This window comes from Lysobacter sp. 2RAF19 (assembly GCF_052115395.1).
GTDB lineage: Bacteria > Pseudomonadota > Gammaproteobacteria > Xanthomonadales > Xanthomonadaceae > Noviluteimonas.
This window is the reverse complement of sequence record NZ_JBFRGO010000002.1, coordinates 701,246-720,154: the sequence shown is the minus strand read 5'-3', so window position 1 is coordinate 720,154 and position 18,909 is coordinate 701,246. Positions and strand designations below refer to the sequence as shown.

The following is an 18,909-nucleotide window of genomic DNA, read 5'->3' as shown; positions in this document are numbered from 1 at the left end:
GCATCCGTCAGCCCAGCGCGTGCGCCAGGTCGGCCTGCAGGTCCGCGAGGTCTTCCACGCCGACGCTCAGGCGCACGAGATTGTCGAACAGGCCCAGCTGCGCGCGGCGCTCGGGCGGGATCGACGCGTGCGTCATGATCGCCGGATGGTTGACGAGGCTTTCCACGCCACCGAGCGATTCGGCCAGCGTGAACAACTCGGTCCGTTCGCAGAAACGCTTGGACGCCTCGAGCCCGCCCTTGACGAAGATCGTGACAATGCCGCCGAAGCCGTCCATCTGGCGCTTGGCCAGCGCGTGGTGCGGATGCGAGGCCAGGCCCGGGTAGACGACGCGCTCGATCGCGGGCTGCGTTTCCAGCCATTGCGCGAGCGCGAGTGCGTTCTCGCAATGCGCGCGCATGCGCAGGTGCAGGGTCTTCAGCCCGCGCAGCGCGAGGAAGCTGTCGAAGGGCCCCTGCACCGCGCCGATGGAGTTCTGCAGGAACGCGAGCTGTTCGCCCAGTTCCTTGTTGTCGCCCACGACCAGGATGCCGCCGACCATGTCGCTGTGGCCGTTGAGGTATTTGGTCGCCGAATGCATGACGATGTCGGCGCCATGTTCCAGCGGGCGCTGCACCATCGGCGAGGAGAAGGTGTTGTCGACCACCACCAGCAGGCCGTGCTTCTTCGCGATCTTCGCGATCGCGCCGATGTCGACGATCTTCAGCAGGGGATTGGTGGGCGTTTCGATCCACACCATCTTGGTGGTCGGGCGGATCGCGGCTTCGAACTGCGCCGGATCGGTGAGATCGACCCAGCTGAAGTCCAGGCCCGCCGAACGGCGGCGCACGCGTTCGAACAAACGGAAGGTGCCGCCGTACACATCGTCCATCGCCACGACGTGGTCGCCGGTGTCGAGCAACTCCAGCAAGGTGGACGTGGCCGCCAGGCCCGAGGCGAACGCGAACCCGCGCGAGCCGCCTTCCAGGCCGGCGATGCAGCGCTCGTAGGCGAAGCGCGTCGGGTTGTGCGTGCGCGAGTACTCGAAGCCCTGGTGTTCGCCGGGGCTGGACTGCGCATACGTGGACGTGGCGTAGATCGGCGTCATGACCGCGCCGGTCGACGGATCGGGGGACTGGCCCGCGTGGATGGCCAGGGTGCCCCGGCCATGGTTTTGCGCGTTGCGACCTTCGTCCTTCATGCCTGCCCGCCTCGTGGAATCAAGGCGGGAAGTCTAGCCCATACCCGCTTTACTGGACCCGGCGCCGCAGCCAGTTGAGCAGGTCGATGCGCGTGATGAGGCCGAGGAAACGCGTGCCTTCGGTCGTCCCCTCCGTGACGATGGCCACATGCCCCCGGTCGAAGACGGGCAGCAGGGCCTCCACCGGCGAGCGCACGTCGAGGATGTCCAGCTTGGACACCATCGCGGTGGACACCGGGTCGCGGAAGCGGTCTTCGTTGCCGTAGACGTGCAGCAGGACGTCGGATTCGTCGACGATGCCGACGATCTTCTCGCCATCCATCACGGGCAGCTGCGAGACGTCGTAGAGCTTCATGCGCTGGTAGGCGGTGACCAGCAGGTCGGTCGGGGCGACGACGACGGTGTCCTTGCGCGAATACGGGCGCAGGATCAGATCGCGCAGGTCGCCGTGCGATTCGCGTTCCAGGAAGCCGTTGTCGAGCATCCAGTAGTCGTTGTACATCTTCGACAGGTACTTGTTGCCCGTGTCGCAGACGAAGACGAGGACGCGCTTGGGCGTGGTTTGCTCGCGGCAATAACGCAACGCGGCCGCGAGCAAGGTGCCGGTGGACGAACCGCCGAGGATGCCTTCCTTCGAGAGCAGTTCGCGCGCGGTGAGGAAGCTTTCCTTGTCGGAAATGGCGTAGGCCTGCTTCACGCGCGAGAAGTCGGAGATCGGCGGCAGGAAATCCTCGCCGATGCCTTCGACCATCCAGCTCGCCGACTTGTCGGACAGCGTGCCGCGGTTGATGTATTCCTCGAGGATCGAGCCGACGGGGTCGGCGAGGATCAACTCGGTTTTCGGCGAGTGCTGCGCGAAGCAACGCGACAGGCCCGTCATCGTGCCCGAGCTGCCGCAACCGAAGACGATCGCGTCCAGGTCGCCATCCAGTTGCCGCAGGATCTCCGGGCCCGTGCCGAACTCGTGCGCGGCGGGGTTGTCGGGGTTGCCGAACTGGTTGATGAAATACGCGCCGGGCGTTTCGCGCGCGATGCGCTCGGCCATGTCCTGGTAGTAATCCGGATGGCCCTTGGCGACGTCGCTGCGCGTGAGCACGACCTGCGCGCCCATCGCCTTGAGGTTGAAGATCTTCTCGCGGCTCATCTTGTCGGGCACGACGAGGATCAGCTTGTAGCCCTTCTGCTGCGCGACGAGCGCAAGGCCGATGCCGGTGTTGCCCGCGGTGCCTTCGACCAGGGTGTCGCCGGGCTTGATGTCGCCGCGTTTTTCCGCCGCTTCGATCATCGAAACGCCGATGCGGTCCTTCACCGAGCCGCCGGGGTTCTGGCTTTCGAGCTTGAGGAACAAGGTGCACGGGCCCGTGTCCAGGTGCTGGGCCTGGACGACCGGGGTTTGCCCGATCAATTCGAGCACGGATTGGTGGATCGGCATGCGGATCGCCCGGGGTGCGGCCGCGTTGCGCGGCGAGAGGGCGATTATCTCTTATGAAGGGCGGCGCTTATCAGCGCGGCTTGATGCCCCCGCGGGCGGCACCGGCGGACGAGGACGCCGGTGCCGCCCACGACGGTAGGAAAGGTCAGTGTCGTCCGTCGTACATCGTGACGAGGCGGTCTTTCGCGGCGAGCTTCTCGCGTTTCATCTTCGTCAAGGTGAGGTCGTCGACGGCCAGCACGCCGAGTTCGGCGTCGAGCACTTTTTTGTCGAGTTCCTTGTGGCGCTGATACAGGCTCTTGAACTCGGGATTGGTCTTCATCAGCGCGTCGAGTTCCGCCTGCGGTTGCCCTTCGAACATGTCAGCCTCCTGAAAATCGCACGACCTTCAAAAACGCGAACGCCCCGGGCCTGGGGCACGGGGCGTCCATGGGGGCGAGGATCATCGGGTCGATGGTTCCGCAGGCCGCCGGGGCATTCGATTCGGCGCCTGACCGGACGTTTCGTCCGGCGGCACGCTCCTCGGATACGGGCGTTTGCGTCATCGGCCTGGTCTCTCGCAAGCCGAGCAAGAGTCTGCTCGGGAGATCGACGCTACTCCTCCCCCCACGACTCGGCAAGGGGACGATCGTCGATTTGCGGCCGCTTGCCGACAGCCGGCAAGGCTGTGTCAACGTATTGAAAATAAAAGGTTATTTGTCAGCGACGATGATCTCGACGCGACGGTTGCGCGCACGGCCCTGCGCCGTGTCGTTGCTGGCGATCGGATCCGATTCCCCCTTTCCGGTGGCCTGCAGCTTCGACTTCGGGACACCGGCCGCGGCGAGCGCGTCGCGCACGGCGTTGGCGCGGCGTTGGGAGAGGTCCTGGTTGGCGGCGGCCTCCCCCTGCCCGTCGGTATGCGCCTCGATGCGGATCGTGCCGGTGGGTGCGGCGGCGATGTAGGCGCCCAGCGCGCGCACGCTGCCGCTGCCGCTGGAGGACAGCGTGGCCTTGCCCGAAGCGAAGGCATCGCCGCCGAGGGTGAAGACTTCGCCGGCCGATGTGCGTTTCGACGGCGGCAGGTCGCCGACCGCGCCGGTGAGTTGCGCTTCCTTGCGGGCAAGTTCCGCATCGCGCGCCTTGGCGGCCGCGAGCTTGGCGGCCTGGTCGCCGGCGACATCCAGGACGATCTGGTCGGCCTGTGCGCGGGCGGCGGCTTCGGATTCGGCGGCCGCGCGCAGGCGCTGCGCTTCTTCCATCTGGATCTGCGTTTCAAGGCGCAGGCGCTCGGTCTCCTGGCGGGCGCGCTCGGCATCCTGGCGGCTGGATTCGACCAGCAGGTCGCTGCGTTCGCGGTCCAGGCGGTCGACTTCGCGACGGGTGGCTTCGGCATGGGCCGCGATCGTGGCGGTCTCCACCCGGGCAACGGCGATTTGCGTGGCGGCCCCGCGATCGCGCTTGGACACGGTCGCGAGCCTGTCGACCGCCTGGCGGGCGCGGAGGCGCTCGTAGGCCGCCAGCCCTTGCAGGCGGGCATCGGCGTCGAGGGCGACGAGCCGTGCGTTGAGCGAATCCTGCGCCGTGCCGTCGACGACCACGGGAGCTCCCGCCCATTCCAGCGGCGCGGCCTCGTCGCCCTGGACGCCAAGGCGCTGACGCAGCCCGGCGATCTCGTTGCGGCGCTGGTCGTAATCGGCCTGGGTCGTGGCGGCCCGGCTCTTGGCATAGGCCAGGTCGCCTTGGGCCGAAGCGGTATCGGCCAGGGCGCGCGCGTCTGCGTCTTCGCCTTGCGACATGGCGGCCTGCGCCCGGGTCAGCGCGTTGCGCGCCGCGGCCAGTTCGGCGGCTGCGTATTGGTCGGCATCGGCGCTTTCGGCGCGCGAGACCGACTGCTGCGCAGCCGACAACTCGCCGGTCGGCGGCGGCACGCTGGCGCAACCGGACAACGCGATTGCGATCACAAGGCCGCAGAGCCTCGCGTGTTGCGTTCGGGTGAAGTGTGCGAAGCTTGGGCGCATAGAGGGGTGCCGTGCCGGTCTATAGGGGATTGAGCGCGCAGTCATTGTGTTGAGCCGGCGCCGCGCATGCAAACGGTCGCCTCCGGGAGAGAGTACGCGCTATGGACATCGGCTATTTCCTGAAGCTGATGACGGAAAAGAATGCCTCCGACATGTTCCTGACCACCGGCGCGCCGGTGTACATCAAGGTCGAAGGCAAGCTTTATCCGCTCGGGAACACCGGCCTGCCCGCGGGCATGGTCAAGAAGATCGCCTACTCCCTGATGGACGAGGGCCAGGTGCCGCAGTTCGAGCGCGAGCTCGAGCTCAACATCGCCATTGCCCTGGCCGATTCGGGCCGCTTCCGCGTGAACGTGTTCAAGCAGCGCGGCGAAGTGGGCATGGTGATCCGCGCCATCCGCAGCATCATCCCCTCGATCGAGGAGCTGCAGCTGCCGCAGGTGCTCAAGGAAATCATCATGGCCCCGCGCGGGCTGGTGCTGATCGTGGGCTCCACCGGTTCGGGCAAGTCGACCACGCTCGCGTCGATGATCGACCACCGCAACAGCACCTCGGCCGGCCACATCCTCACCATCGAGGATCCGATCGAATACCTGCACAAGCACAAGAAGTCGATCGTGAACCAGCGCGAAGTCGGCCTGGACACGCACGCCTTCCACAACGCGCTGAAGAACGCGATGCGCGAAGCGCCGGACGTCATCCTCATCGGCGAGATCCTCGACGCCACGACGATGGAAGCGGCGATCGCCTTCGCCGAGACCGGCCACATCTGCCTGGCCACGCTGCACTCCAACAACGCCGACCAGACGATCGAACGCATCCTCAACTTCTTCCCCGAGGCCGCGCACAAGAACGTGCTGATGAACCTGGCGCTGAACCTCAAGGCGGTGATTTCGCAGCGTCTGGTGATCGGCGTCGACGGCCGCCGCATCCCCGCGTGCGAGGTGCTGATCAACACGCCGATGATCCGCGACCTGCTGCGCCGCGGCCAGGTGCACGAGTTGAAGCAGGCGATGGAAGAGTCGCTGGAAGCGGGCATGGAATCGTTCGACCAGTGCCTGTTCCGCCTGTACAAGGAAGGCAAGATCGAGAAGGAATCGGCGCTCAACGCCGCCGACTCGCGCGATGGCCTGGCGCTGAAGTTCCGCCTCTCCGAAGGCGCGACCGGCGAACACGACCCTTACGCGGACGTGTTCGAAACGCACTGAGGCATCTCGAGATCGCCAGAAACGAAAAGCCCCGCGATGCGGGGCTTTTTTTCAGCCGGCGGGTTTCTCCGGCGCATCGGGTTGTTTCTCCGGCCGCGCGTCGTCGAAGGCCGGGTGCGCGAGGCATGCCTGCTCGATGCGCGCGATGGTCGGGAAGCGTGCGATGTCCACGCCGAAGCGGCGCGCGTTGTAGAGCTGCGGGATCAGGCAGGCATCGGCGATGGTCGGTGCGTGGCCATCGCAGAAGGCGCCGGTCGAGGGATGGTCGTGCAGCATCGCCTCGAAGGCATCCAGGCCGTCGCAGATCCAGTGGCGCACCCATTCGTCGCGCTCGGGCTGCGGCACGTGCCACTCGCGCTCGAAATACTGCAGCACGCGCAGGTTGTTGAGCGGATGGATGTCGCACGCGACCAGTTGCGCGAGCGCGCGCACGCGCTGGCGGTCGCGCGCGGTGGCGGGCAGCAGCGGCGGATCGGGCCACACCTCGTCGAGGTATTCGAGGATCGCCATCGACTGGCGCAGCATCCGCTGGCCGTGTTCGAGCACCGGCACCAGGCCCTGCGGGTTGGTCGCGCGGAACGCAGGTTTGTGCTGGTCGCCGCCGTCGCGCACCAGGTGCACGGGGAACTGTTCGTACGGCAGGCCCTTGAGGTTCAGGCCGATGCGCACGCGATACGCGGCGCTGGAGCGCCAGTACGAATACAGACGAAGCCGGTCGTTCACTGCCGCCCTTCCCCCCGTGCCGCGGTTGGCGGCGCGTCCACATTAGCTTGGCGCAGGCGGGCGCGGAAGCCCGCCGGGCCCACCCTCAGACCGCCGGGGTCTGCCGTTCGATGCGCTGGTCGATGGCGCCGAAGATGCTGCGGCCCTGCGCATCCAGCATCTCGATGCGGACCGCGTCGCCGAAGGAGAGGAACGGCGTCGACGGCTTGCCGTGTTCCAGCGTTTCCACCGTGCGCTTTTCGGCAAAGCACGAGGCGCCCTTGGAGGTATCGGCGTTGGCGATCGTGCCCGAGCCGACGATGGTGCCCGCCGACAGGGGACGCGTCTTCGCCGCGTGCGCGACCAGCTGCGCGAAATCGAACTGCATGTCCACGCCTGCTTCCGGCGCGCCGAACCACTGCCCGTTGATGTGCGTCAGCAGCGGCAGGTGCACCTTGTTGGACTGCCAGGCGTCGTGCAGTTCGTCCGGCGTCACGAACACCGGCGAAAGCGCCGAGCGCGGCTTGGACTGCAGGAAGCCGAAGCCCTTGGCGAGTTCGCCGGGAATCAGGTTGCGCAGCGAGACGTCGTTGACCAGGCCGACGAGCTGGATGTGGGTCGCGGCGCGTTCGGCGGAGACGGCCATCGGCACGTCGTCGGTGATCACGACGATCTCCGCTTCCAGGTCGATGCCATAGCCTTCGTCGACCACCTTCACCGCGTCGCGCGGGCCGAGGAAGCCGGCGCTGGTGGCCTGGTACATCAGCGGGTCGACGTAGAAACTTTCGGGGACTTCGGCCCCGCGCGCACGGCGCACGCGCTCGACGTGCGGAAGGTAAGCGCTGCCGTCGACGAACTCATACGCACGCGGCAGGGGCGCGGCGAGCGCGGCCATGTCGATGTCGAAGGCGTCGGGCGCGGTACCGGCGTTGAGCGCATCGGACAGCGCGTTCAGGCGCGGCGCGGCATTGGACCAGTCTTCCAGCGCGCGCTGCAGGGTCGGGGCGATGGTGGTGGCGCGCACACCGCGCGACAGATCGCGGGAAACGACGATCAGCGTGCCGTCGCGGCCGCCGTCCTTGAGGGAACCGAGCTTCATTGCAGGGGGCTCTTCCGACGCGTGGGAGCCGTGCATTGTACGGAAAAAAGAAAACCCGCCTTTCGGCGGGTCTTCTTTGTTTGGCAGCCCCGGATGGATTCGAACCACCGAATGCCTGAGTCAGAGTCAGGTGCCTTACCGCTTGGCGACGGGGCTATTGAGCTGTCTTGCGATTCTACCGCGAAAGCCGTAACCGAGCGATTAGCGCTTCGAGAACTGCGTGGCGCGGCGGGCCTTGTGGAGGCCGACCTTCTTGCGCTCGACTTCGCGGGCGTCGCGGGTCATGAAACCAGCCTTGCGCAGGTCGGACTTCAGCGACTCGTCGTATTCCACCAGCGCGCGGGAGATGCCGAGGCGGATCGCACCGGCCTGGCCGGTGATGCCGCCGCCTTCGACCGTCACGACGATGTCGAACTTGTCGGTCGACTGCGTGAGTTCGAGCGGCTGGCGCACGATCATGCGGGCGGTCTCGCGGCCGAAGAAGTCTTCGATCGTGCGCTCGTTGATGGTGATGTTGCCCGTGCCCTTGCGCAGGAACACGCGGGCGGTCGAGGACTTGCGGCGGCCGGTGCCGTAATTCTGCTGGATAGCCATGTCGTTACCTTAGATGTCCAGGGGCTGCGGCTGCTGGGCCGTGTGCGGATGATTCGGGCCAGCGTAGACCTTGAGCTTGCGATACATCGCACGGCCCAGCGGGTTCTTGGGCAGCATGCCCTTGACGGCGGTTTCGATGACGCGCTCGGGGTGGCGCTCGAGCGCCTGGGCGAGCGATTCGGACTTCAGGTTGCCGATGTAGCCGGTGAACCGGTAGTACATCTTGTCCTGCAGCTTGCGGCCGGTCACGTGGATCTTCTCGGCGTTGATCACCACGAGGTAATCGCCGGTATCGACGTGGGGCGTGTAAACGGGCTTGTGCTTGCCACGGAGGCGACGTGCGAGCTCGGTGGCGAGGCGGCCGAGGGTCTTGCCTTCGGCGTCGACGATGTACCAGTCGCGCTGGACGGTCTCGTTTTTGGCGGTAAAAGTCTTCATTGCGTGACTCGATTGGTACATGGTCGGGCTTGTTCCGGGCCAGCCGGAAGGTTGCCGCGCGATGTAGGGCGGAACAAAAGAGGCGGAATCATACCGGCCCCACGGGGGCGCCGCAACCCGCGCCCCTTGGAAAATCAGGCCGCGGGGGCCTTTTCGGGGGCCTTCACGGCGCCCTGGGCCGGCTGGCGACGGCGCAAGGCCACCGGTGCGAACAGCTTGGCGCCCTTGAAGTAGACCGCCCGCAGCTGGTGCCCGCGCGGCGAATAGCCGAGGAAGACCGCGCCGGTGCGCGCGCCGACCACGTGCGAGAAGACCCGCGCCAGGTCGGGGTTCTCGATCTCCATCAGCACGCCCAGGCACTGCGGCTTACGCTGGTTGGCCGCTTCGAGGATCTCGCAGGCCGCCCTGAAGATCGGCAAGGCCTGCTGTTGCTGGCGATGCGCGGGCGCGATGAACTGGCGGAAGTAGTACATCGGCTGGCGCAGGCGCGGGCGCACCTGCACGAAGGCGGTGGCCACGCCGCACAGCGCGCCGTCGGCATCGCGCAGCACGCACACGGCCTGCTGCGCACGCATCTTCGCGCGATCGGCATCGGCCATCGCCTTGTGGCCGATCCAGAAGTCGACGAGCTCGGCCTGCAGTTCCGGCGTGACCTGGCCCCAGGTCGGAACGATCGAATAGGCCATGCTTACTTCGCCTTCGGTGTGGCGGGCGCGACTGCGCGCGGTTGCTGCGCCCCTGCGACCTTGATGAAGTCGATGTACTCGGCGAACTGCAAACCGCCGTCCTTGTTCTTGTCGAAGGCCGTCATCGCCGGCGCCGACTTGCCCGCGCGCAGCACCAGCGCGAGCTGCGCGTATTCGCCGGCTTCGAGCTTGCCGCTCTTGTCGGTGTCGTGGCGCGCGAATTCGGTCTGCAGGCGGCGCAGCGCGAGGTCGTCGCGCGTGGCCATCCAGCCGGCGCGGAATTCATCCTTCGTCAGCGTGCCGTTGCCGTCCTTGTCCCACGCGGCGAAGGTCGCGTCGGGGCCGCCCTGCAACCCGGGCTGCGCGGCGGGCTTTGCGGCCTGCTGCGCGAACGCGGGCGCGGCCACCAACAGGGCAACGGCGAAGAAAATGCGCGACTTCATGCGAGAGCCTCGGACTGCGGCGATTGTTCGGGTTCGAAAGTGATCAGCTCGCGGATTTCCGCCGTGCGCAGGCCGATCATCATCGGGTTGACGACATTGGGCAGGAAGCTGATGTCGAAGATCTCGCTGATGTCGCCTTCGAAGCGGATCCAGTTGACGACGTCGCCGTTGGCCAGGTTGACGATCTGCACGCCGCACCACGGTTCGGCATCGCGCTTCTTGAGTTCTTCGTCCAGCTGCAGGCCTTCGAAGCGCTGGTTGCGCGGCTTCGACAACCCCACTGCCGCGACATTGCCGACGATCGACAAGCCGCGCAGGAAACCCGGGAACCATGCGGTCGGCACGAAGGACTTGGTCGCGAAATCCACGTAACCCAGGTGTCCGGTGCCCGCGTTGAGCACCCACAACTTGCCGTTCGCCCAGCGCGGGCTGTGCGGCATCGACAGGCCCTCGCAGACGATTTCGTCGGTTTCCACGTCGATGACCACGCCGCCGTTCATGCGGCGATCGCGCCAACCATCCACCGCGTCGGACTTGCACACCGCCGTGACGTATTTCGGCGCGCCGTCCTTCATCGCCAGGCCGTTGAGGTGGCAACGGTCTTCCGGCGCGAGCTTGCTGATGAAGCTCGGCTTCCAGATCGGCTTGAAGCTGTGCGTCGTGCTCAGCTCGGCCAGGCACGAGTACTTGGTGTTGACGAACACGACGCGGCCATCGCTGCGGATGCCGAGCTCGTGGATGTCGAGGTCGCCGATCGTCTGCGCATTGCGCGGCACGTAGCACTTGTCGAACTTGCCGTGGATGATCTCGTTGGGGCGCAGCACGTTCTCGAAGCGCCACAGCTGGTACAGGCCGCCCAGATAGATGCGTTGCGCGTTGCCGACGATGCCCATCGCACGTTCGAAGATGCGTTCGAAGAACGACACGCGGCCCTGCTGGTCGCTGCCGACCAGGTAGACGCGGCCGGTCTGGTACGAGGAGATCGCCAGCGACACGCGGTTGCTCGACAACCACGTCGACAGCCCGCGCGAGCAGCTCTTCTCGACCTTGAGTTTGGTGAGGTCCAGCGGCGCCCGCTGTTCAGGGGATGCCTCCGCCTTGGCCGGGGTTTCCACGGCCGGTGCAACGTCCGCACCCTGCACCTGCGCGGCGGGCTTCTCGCCGCCGGGCGTCTTCTTGCTGCTTGCCACGAACTTCTCCAGATATCCCCTGCCCCAGCGGGACAGTTGAATCGATTTCCGCGCCGGCTGCCAGCGCTTTTTGCTTATGGAACCCGACCCGACCGCTGAATGGGCCCCGGCGGACAATGGCCGCCGGGACCGATGCGATTACCAGGTGTAACGAACGCCGACCTGGCCGCCCCACACGCCGCCGATGGCGCCGCCGTCCATGTAGTTCAGGCCGCCCCACACGTCGACGCGCTGGCCGATCTTGGCGTTCACGCCGACCTCCAGCTGGCCGCTGGTGCCTTCGGTGCTCATGCGGCCGGTGAAGTTGTCGGCGACCGTGAAGGCGGTTTCGCCATCGAACTCGCGCACGATGCTCACCACGCCGTACGGCGTCCACTTCGTGCCCGAAGCCGACTGGAAGGTCTGCTCCATTTCCAGGCCCAGGCGCGCGCGCGAGGAGGTGCCGCCGTCGGACACGAAGTCCGCCAGGTCGCCTTCGATGCGGTCGATGTTCTCGACCTTCGTGCGCGTGTACTGCACCTGCGGGACGAGCTTCATGCCGCCGGCCGAGGTCCACACGTTCCAGCCCATTTCGGCGTTGAACGCGCCGGCGTCGCCGCCCACTTCGCGACGACCGCCGAAGGAGGTCATGTCGGCATCGAAATGCATCCAGCGATACGAGACATCGGCGTACATGCCGTTCTGGCCGAGCCAGGTGACATAACCGCCGACGGTCGTGCCGTCGATGTCGTCGCTGCCGAAGCCGTTGGCCAGGTCCTGCTTGCCGCGCGACTTGGAGAGGCTGGCGCCGATGTAGAAGCCATCGGTGACCAGCGCGTTGACGCCCGCTTCGACGCCCTGGTTGGTCTGGTCGAACGCGAAGTTGTTCGACGCCGGCAGGTTGTCGAGCTGCGCATCCGGCGTGATCGTGCCCTTGTCGCCGAACACGCGCACCCACGCGCCCTTGTCGCTGTCGCCCAGCTGCGAGAACACGCCCATGCGCTGGCGGAAGGTGCCGACCTGCGCGGCCATCAGGCTGTGCGCGCCCGGGGCGATCGCGGTGGCGAGCGCGCCGGTGTCGTTCAGGCCGCCGAAGCCCAGGGTCAGCGCGAACACGTCGATCGAGCCGTTCTGCGCGTTGACGTGCGGGTTCACCGACACCTTGAGGTCGAGGAAGTTGTTCGCGTTGAAGTTGACGTTGCCGGCGATGATGTTGCCCGCCTTGACGTTGCCCGCCGTCGCATCGCCCTGGACCACGACCACCGGGATGTCGATTTCGGTGGCGCTGGTGAGCAGGTCGAGGACGTTGACGTTCAGCGTCTGCACCGAATTGGCGACGATGTTGCCGTCGACGTACAGCATGTCGCTGGTGCCGTTGAGCAGCGAGACGTCGACGTTCAGCGCGCCCTGGCCGGCGAAGTCGCCGGTGATGGTGAGCATGTCGTCCGGCGCGCCGTCGAGGAAGCTGATCGTGCCGTTGTTGGTGAAGGCCTGCGAGTTCAGCACCGAGATCGGCGCGTTGCCTGCAACCAGCGGCGCCGCGCCGCCGGTGCCCATGTCGATGGCGCTGTCGCCGTCGATGGAGAGCATGCCGTTGTTGGCGAAGCTGTTGCCGGCCGCAGTGTTGCCGCCGAGGCTGATCGCCGCGTCGTGCAGCACGATGGTGCCGGCGTTGACGATCGCGTCGTCGCCGTCGCCGAAGTCGGTGGCGTGGCCGCGCACGGTCCACGTACCGCCGCCCGCGTTCGTCAGGCGGTCGTCGCCCGCGCCCGTCACCAGCGCGCCGACGATGTCGCCGCTGTTGGTGACCAGGTCGAAGCCGTCGCCGCCGTGGATGGCGATGCTGCCTTCTTCGGTCGCCTGCGCGAGGATGTGGCCGATGTTGTTGACGGTGGCGGTGCCGAGGACGTCCAGGTCGAGCGCGATGGCGGTGTCGGCATTGATCGCGCCGATCAGGCCGTCGTTCACCACGCTGGCATCGCCGCCGCCACCGATCCGCAGGCCGATGGTTTCGCCCGCGCCATGCGCGGAGATCGAACCGCCGTTGGTGAAGGCGATGTTGCCGTCTTCGGAATAGGCACCCGCGCCGAGTGCGGCGCCGTGATACGCGATCGCGTAGATGTCGCCGGTGTTGTCCGCGGTGACCGCGCCGTTGAACGTTCCGACGCCCAGGCCGGTCGCCAGACCATCGCCGATGGCGGTGATGTCGTGGCTGTTCACCAGGTCGACGGTGTCGAAGCCGATTGCGATCGCGCCGTAGGCCGCCGTGCCGTGCGCCGTGATGGCGCCGGTGTTCGCGAAATCGACGTGTTCGCCGACGATGCGCGCGCCGGTCGCCATGCCCTGGAGCGGCTGGTCCGCGTTCGCATTGATGGCGCCGCCGTTGTGGAAGGCGACCTCGCTGCCGAACATGCCCACGCCCATCGCGGTTCCGCCGGAGGTCACGGTGATCTGACCGGCGTTGTCGAAGTTGGCCGTGTAGGCGGTGGCGTAGGCGCCGACTGCTTCGGCGTGCGCACCCTGCACGTTCGAAGTCGCGGTCACCTCGACCGCATCGCCATTGACGATCGACGCGTATTCGCCGCCGTCGGCATACAAGCCGTAGACCGAACCGTTGTCGCCGGCCATGGACACCGACACCGCGCCCGCGTTGTCGATGCTGGCGTGGTGCGCGGAGAGCGCAAGGATGCCCGCGGCCTGGTCGCCGGCGCTGGCGACCGTGAGGCTGCCGGTGTTGCCGATGGCCACCGCATCAGCGCCCAGGCCCTGGAGGCCGATGGCGCGGTAAGCGTGGATGTTGGAAGCGCCGGTATTCGTGATCGCGACATCGTTGCCCGTGGCAAGCACGCCATAAGCCCCGTAGTAGCCGCCGTCGACATCGAGCGCGTCGCCCGTGGTGATCGACACGTGCGTCGTTCCGCCACCGCCCAGCGTGTAGGCGAAGACGCCGAATGCGCCGCCGCCGGTGGACGTCGCCGTGATCGAGCCCGTGCCGTCGACCGTCACGTCGCCGTCGCCGGTGACCTGGATGCCGAACGCGTTGTTGAGCGCCGTGACGTCGATCGAACCGTTGTTGGTCACGTGCGCCGAACCGCCCTCGCCCACGTAACCGGCGATGCCGATGCCGTTGCCCGGGGTGACGGCGAGCGGCGGGGCCGGCGGATTGCCGCCGCCCAGCTGCGCGACCGTGATCGTGCCGCCATTGACGACGACGGCGTGATCCGAATCGAAGCCGACGCCGACCGCGGACGGCCCGCCGGTCACGATCACGTCGCCGCCGTTGTCGATCGACACGTCGGGGCCGAAGGCATACAGGCCACCGGCGACGCCGTATTCGGACGTCGTGGTGACCGTGGCGCCGGCGTCGTTGTGGATCGTGGCCGTGCCGTCGTACGAACCGGCCACCACGCCCATCACGCCTGCGCCCGGGGCCATGCCCGTGACGGTGATCGTGCCCGTGTTGCCGACGGTCGCGTTGCCCGCATTGGCGATCGCGAGGATGCCCAGGCCTTGGTGGATCAGCACATTCGCGGTGATCGCGTTGCCGTTGTCGACCATCACGTCGCCGGCCTGGGCGATGGCGGAGATGCCCGTCGCGTACTTGCCGGAGGCGATGATCGAACCGGTGTTGTCGACGGTGACGTCGCCGTAGGCCGACGCATCGATGCCCAGCGCGGTGCCGTTGAAGACGCTCGCGTAGCTGGTGATGTCGCCGGTGTTGCCGACCGAAGCGTTGCCCGAATCCGAATGCGCCAGCACGCCGTAGGTGTAATGGCCGTTGCTGGCGGCGATGTCGCCGTCGTTGGTGATGCTCACGTCGCCGTCGGCGTTGCCGAGGATGCCCACGGCCGCGCCGTACTTGTTGGACACGTTGGCGTAGAGCGAGCCGGTCGCGCTGTTGGTCAGCGTCACCGTGCTGCCGTCGTACATGCCGATGCCCTGCATCGCCATCGCGGTCGTGCCGCCATGCGCGGCGATATTGCCGGCGTTGGTGCCGGTCGCGATGTCGCCGGTGGTGACCAGGCCGAACGCGTCGTTGGCGGTCGCCGAAATCGTGCCGGTCGCGCCGTTGGTCACCGCGCTGGTCGCGTAACCCACGCCGATCGCGCCGATCGCCATGCCGTTGCCGGACGAAACGGTGATCGCGCCGTCGTTGACCACGAGCGCGTCTTCGCCGTAACCGAACATGCCGTAGGCCGCGCCGTTGTCGACCGAGGCATCGATCGAACGACCCGCGAAGTTGCGCACTTCGGTCTGGTCGAAGCCGTAGGCGTACATGCCGAAGGCGCGGCCGCTGCCGGCGTGCGCGGTGATGCTGCCGTTGTTGACCTGGCGCGTGTCGTGCACCGAATAGGTGTACAGGCCCGCGGCGATGCCGGAATTGGCCGTCGCGTCGACGTCGCCGTTGTTGACGATGTTCGCGTGCGCGTAACCGATGCCTTCGATGCCGATCGCGCGGCCCTGGCCGCCGACGGTGATCGAGGCGCTCTGGCTGAGGTCGGCGTTGTAGCCGATGCCGACCATGCCGAACGCATCGCCCGTCACCGAGTTCGCGGTGAGCGTGCCGCCGTTGGTGAGCACGGCGTTGCCGCCGGCCTGCGCGAAGGTGCCGAAGACATCGCCCGAATACGAATCCACGTCGATGGTGCCGCCATTGCGCACTGTCGCATCGCCCGTGGCGTTGGCGAACAGGCCCGTGGCGCGGCCCGAATACGCATACGCGGAGACGTCGGCGCCGGTGTGCGAGACGATATTGATGTCGCCGCCGACCGATTCCACGCCCGCGGCCCAGCCGTCGGCATCGGCCGAGAGCGTGCCGTAGTTCTGGACATCGACCGCCGCGCCCGAAGCGAACACCGCATCGGCGAGGTTGTAGCCGCTGGCGATGATCGTGCCGTCGGCGGTGTTGGACAGCGAGGCCGTGCCGGCATTGGCGATGACCTGCGCGCCGTAGGCCGCATTGCCGGCGTTGCCGAGCAGGTAGCCGCTGTTGGTGATGCTCGCATCGCCGCCCAGCGAGTAGGCCAGCACGCCGGCCGCGGTGTCGCCCGCGAAGGCCTGGATGGCGCCGCTGTTGTCGATGCTGATGGTGTACGCGCCGCCGGCCAGTGCGCCGTAGGCCACGCCGTAATGCGCGGTCGAGGTGATCGCGTTGGTGTTGTGCACCGTGGCGTCGCCGTAATCCGAACGCGCCCACACGCCATAGGAGCTGTACGCGCTCTCGGTGGTGATGGTGCCGTTGTTGGTGATGTTCGCGGTGCCGCCGTACAGCGAACGCGCCGTCAGGCCGCGATCGAGCACGCCGCCGTAGGTCTCCACGTCGCCGTCGTTGGTGACGTTCGCATCGCCGTACAGCGAGATCGCACGCAGGCCGGCGGCCGAGTACGCGCCTTGCGCGATGACCTGGGCGTATTCGCTGTTGGAGACGTTCGCATCGCCGGTGTAGCTGATGGCGATGGCGCCGGTGGCCCGGCCGTTCGCCGCGATCGAGGCGAGCAGGCCGTTGTTGGTGACTTCGACGTCGTTCCACTTCGTCGAGGCGTAGATGCCCATCGCCGTGGCTTCGCCGGCGGTGATCATCATGCCGTCGTTGGTGATCGACACCAGGCCGTTGTTCGACTGCGCGGCGATGCCGTAGGCGACGCCGTAACCGCGGTTCATCGCGGCGGTGATCATCTGGTTGCCGTTGTCGACGGTGACGTCGCCATCGGCCGAAAGCGCGAGGATGCCGTAGGCGCTGTCGCCACCATAGGTGTGCAGCACGCCCTGGTTGTCGACGGAGGCGGCGGTGTCGGCCGAGGCCACGATGCCCTGCGCCGCGCCGTACTTCGCCGAGGCGGTGACGCTGCTGCCGTTGTAGACGCTCGCCGTGCCCAGATAGCCGCGCGCAACCGCCGCGATGCCGACGGCGAACAGGTCGCCCGTCGCATCGACGACGCCATAGTTCAGGACATTCGCCGTGCCGCCCTGGCCGCTGGCGCGCACGCTGATGCCGGTGACATCGCCGCCGCCGACGATCACGTCGCCGTAGTTCTCGACGCTGCCGGCGCTCGTGCCGCGCACGTCGATGCCGGTGGCGAACGCGCCGTTGGCGTAGATCGCGCCGTCGTTGTACGCACCGGCGTTATCGCCGATCGCCAGGACGCCGGCGGCGAAGCCCTCGGAGCCGGTCGCGGTCGCGTTGATCGTGTCGTGGTTGTCCAGCTGCACCGAAGCGGCGCCGTAACCGAACATGCCGAAGCCGGCCGAACCGCCGCTGGCATTGATCAGACCATCGTTCACCGCGGTGGCGTACACGCCGCCCACGCCGATGCCGATCGCATCGCCGTTCACCGACGCTGCATCGACGGTCGCCAGATTGTGCACGGCCACGCTGTAACCACCGGCGTAGATGCCGTAGGCGACACCGTTGACCGCGTCGACATCGATGTTGCCGGTGGCCTGATTGGTGACGCTGGTATCGCCGTAGCTGGTCGCCCACACGCCGATCGCCGAGCCGCTGCTGCCGGCCACGATGTCACCGCCGTTGGTGACGGTCGCGGCGCGGACGCCTTCGGCGTCGACGCCGATGGCCTGGATCGCCGCGCCCGTGGTGATCGCGCCGTTGTTGGTGACGACCGCCGTGTCGCCATAGGCGAACGCGCCGCGCGCGACGCCGGCCGACGAAATCACGTTGACCGTGCCGTCGTTCTGGACCTGCGCCGTGCCACGGTCGGCATTCGCGATCAAACCCGCCGCGCCGTAGTAGCCGTCGACGTTGATCGTGCCGTCTTCGCTGTTGTACGCCTCGGCCGAACCGTTGATCGAACGCGCCCACGCGCCCTGCGCGAAGGCCCCGTAGACATCGAGGGCATCGTAGTTGTCGGCGTGCGCGGTGCCGTTGATCGACAGCGCGTAGATGCCGGTGGCGTAGAAGCCGCTGACACTCAGCGTGCCGGTGTTCTGCCCGAATGCATCGCCGGCCACGGAGGCGGCGTACATGCCCTGCGCTTCGTAGCCGGACACGGTCATCGTGCCGCCGTTGGCATTCCACGCGTTGTCGGCCAGCGAGACCGCGGAGGAACCGACCGCATCGCCATTGGCGTCGACGGAGAGGTTGCCGAAGTTGTTGGTGGCGGCGATGCCGTCGTTGGTGAAGGCGTACATGCCGAAGGCCTCGGCGCCCGCACCGTCGCCGTTCACATCGAGCGTGCCGTCGTTGTAGATCCAAGCGCCGGTGTCGCCGACGGCGTACACGCCGAAAGCGACGCCGTCGGCGCCGGTCACCGTCGAGGTGATCGCATCGTAGTTGATCACCCCGGTCACGCCGGCCGACTCGACCTCCAGGCCCGCGGCCCAGGTCGTGCCGGTGACGTTGATCCCGTCCCAATAGTTGCGCAGGAGGAGCGAGTCGTCGTTGCTGACGAACGCGCCGACCGCGATGCCATCGGTCGATACCTGCGCCGGCGGCGCGTAGCCGTCGTACATGATCCAGTTGACCGGACCGTCATAGGAAACGGACAGGTCCCAATTTCGGAAGACCTTGTCGTCGGTCCCGTACACGCCACCGGGACCGGGGTGGAACGAACCGGGCAGGATCGTCGGGTCATCGACGACGCCGAAGCCCTGGGTCGTCGCGCCCGCGGCGAAGGTCGTCATTTCGCCCATGGGCGCAATGAACGACCGGAATTCTTCGTCGACGACGCTCTTGGGCGTCCATTCGTCCGAAACGCGCGTCAGGTCGACGACGCTCGCGAATTCATGCGACAGGCTGGCGCGCTCGACGGGGAGCGGCGCGACGACCGGCGACTTCGCGAGGACGACGCCGGTGCCCGAGAACATCAGGGCCGCGGCGGAGAGGGTGAGGACCGAGCGGACGGCGCGCGCGACGGGAGATACGTTGTAACGACGAGCGGCCTTGCGGCTCGCCCGGTTGCGATCGTTCTTCAAGTTGTTCCCCTGATGTGTTTTACGAAGCC

13 protein-coding genes and 1 tRNA gene are annotated in these 18,909 nt (G+C 67.2%); 1 reads left to right on the top strand and 13 read right to left on the bottom strand.

Annotated features, from left to right (window positions below):
* Positions 1–7: 7 nt before the first annotated feature.
* From AB4059_RS10225 to AB4059_RS10210, 4 genes are all read right to left on the bottom strand, one after another.
* On the bottom strand, positions 8–1,180 hold the full coding sequence (locus tag AB4059_RS10225) for a cystathionine gamma-synthase (protein WP_498978798.1): 1,173 nt from the start codon (positions 1,178–1,180) through the stop codon (positions 8–10).
* Between the two features lie 49 nt (positions 1,181–1,229).
* On the bottom strand, positions 1,230–2,612 hold the full coding sequence (locus tag AB4059_RS10220) for a pyridoxal-phosphate dependent enzyme (protein ID WP_498978797.1): 1,383 nt from the start codon (positions 2,610–2,612) through the stop codon (positions 1,230–1,232).
* Positions 2,613–2,757: 145 nt separating this feature from the next.
* On the bottom strand, positions 2,758–2,973 hold the full coding sequence (locus AB4059_RS10215; RefSeq protein WP_498963771.1) for an HP1242/YdcH family protein: 216 nt from the start codon (positions 2,971–2,973) through the stop codon (positions 2,758–2,760).
* A 331-nt stretch (positions 2,974–3,304) separates the two neighbouring features.
* Complete coding sequence (locus tag AB4059_RS10210) at positions 3,305–4,555, bottom strand: OmpA family protein (protein WP_498978796.1); 1,251 nt, start codon at positions 4,553–4,555, stop codon at positions 3,305–3,307.
* 158 nt (positions 4,556–4,713) lie between these two features.
* On the opposite strand from AB4059_RS10210, the gene AB4059_RS10205 reads away from it, so the two are divergent.
* Entirely contained in the window at positions 4,714–5,820 is a 1,107-nt protein-coding gene (locus AB4059_RS10205; protein WP_498978795.1) for a PilT/PilU family type 4a pilus ATPase, read from the top strand.
* A 51-nt stretch (positions 5,821–5,871) separates the two neighbouring features.
* Here the strand turns inward: AB4059_RS10205 and maiA are convergent, their stop codons facing one another.
* From maiA to AB4059_RS10160, 9 genes are all read right to left on the bottom strand, one after another.
* A complete protein-coding gene (maiA, locus tag AB4059_RS10200; protein WP_498978794.1) occupies positions 5,872–6,543 on the bottom strand; it encodes a maleylacetoacetate isomerase in 672 nt (223 codons plus the stop codon).
* Positions 6,544–6,628: 85 nt separating this feature from the next.
* The gene (locus AB4059_RS10195; RefSeq protein WP_498978793.1) at positions 6,629–7,621 is read right to left on the bottom strand and encodes a fumarylacetoacetate hydrolase family protein; all 993 of its coding nucleotides are present in this window, start codon (positions 7,619–7,621) and stop codon (positions 6,629–6,631) included.
* 81 nt (positions 7,622–7,702) lie between these two features.
* Positions 7,703–7,777, bottom strand: a tRNA-Gln gene (locus AB4059_RS10190).
* Positions 7,778–7,822: 45 nt separating this feature from the next.
* Positions 7,823–8,215 carry a 30S ribosomal protein S9 gene (rpsI, locus tag AB4059_RS10185; RefSeq protein WP_498963781.1) on the bottom strand — a complete coding sequence of 131 codons (393 nt, stop codon included), beginning with the start codon at positions 8,213–8,215 and terminating at the stop codon, positions 7,823–7,825.
* A 9-nt stretch (positions 8,216–8,224) separates the two neighbouring features.
* A complete protein-coding gene (rplM, locus tag AB4059_RS10180) occupies positions 8,225–8,653 on the bottom strand; it encodes a 50S ribosomal protein L13 (RefSeq protein WP_498963783.1) in 429 nt (142 codons plus the stop codon).
* A gap of 134 nt (positions 8,654–8,787) precedes the next feature.
* A complete protein-coding gene (locus tag AB4059_RS10175; RefSeq protein WP_498978792.1) occupies positions 8,788–9,339 on the bottom strand; it encodes a hypothetical protein in 552 nt (183 codons plus the stop codon).
* 2 nt (positions 9,340–9,341) lie between these two features.
* Entirely contained in the window at positions 9,342–9,782 is a 441-nt protein-coding gene (locus tag AB4059_RS10170) for an EF-hand domain-containing protein (protein ID WP_498978791.1), read from the bottom strand.
* Positions 9,779–10,972, bottom strand: a complete 1,194-nt coding sequence (locus tag AB4059_RS10165; protein WP_498978790.1) for a TIGR03032 family protein — start codon at positions 10,970–10,972, stop codon at positions 9,779–9,781. The genes AB4059_RS10170 and AB4059_RS10165 overlap by 4 nt, the downstream gene beginning before the upstream one ends.
* A gap of 138 nt (positions 10,973–11,110) precedes the next feature.
* Complete coding sequence (locus AB4059_RS10160; protein WP_498978789.1) at positions 11,111–18,880, bottom strand: hypothetical protein; 7,770 nt, start codon at positions 18,878–18,880, stop codon at positions 11,111–11,113.
* Positions 18,881–18,909: the final 29 nt, after the last annotated feature.

Bases quoted from the DNA above. Each gene is read 5' to 3' on its own strand.
- AB4059_RS10225 (WP_498978798.1), bottom strand. From the start codon at position 1,180: ATGAAGGACGAAGGTCGCAACGCGCAAAACCATGGCCGGGGCACCCTG.
- AB4059_RS10220 (WP_498978797.1), bottom strand. From the start codon at position 2,612: ATGCCGATCCACCAATCCGTGCTCGAATTGATCGGGCAAACCCCGGTC.
- AB4059_RS10215 (WP_498963771.1), bottom strand. From the start codon at position 2,973: ATGTTCGAAGGGCAACCGCAGGCGGAACTCGACGCGCTGATGAAGACC.
- AB4059_RS10205 (WP_498978795.1), top strand. From the start codon at position 4,714: ATGGACATCGGCTATTTCCTGAAGCTGATGACGGAAAAGAATGCCTCC.
- AB4059_RS10195 (WP_498978793.1), bottom strand. From the start codon at position 7,621: ATGAAGCTCGGTTCCCTCAAGGACGGCGGCCGCGACGGCACGCTGATC.
- rpsI (WP_498963781.1), bottom strand. From the start codon at position 8,215: ATGGCTATCCAGCAGAATTACGGCACCGGCCGCCGCAAGTCCTCGACC.
- rplM (WP_498963783.1), bottom strand. From the start codon at position 8,653: ATGAAGACTTTTACCGCCAAAAACGAGACCGTCCAGCGCGACTGGTAC.
- AB4059_RS10175 (WP_498978792.1), bottom strand. From the start codon at position 9,339: ATGGCCTATTCGATCGTTCCGACCTGGGGCCAGGTCACGCCGGAACTG.
- AB4059_RS10170 (WP_498978791.1), bottom strand. From the start codon at position 9,782: ATGAAGTCGCGCATTTTCTTCGCCGTTGCCCTGTTGGTGGCCGCGCCC.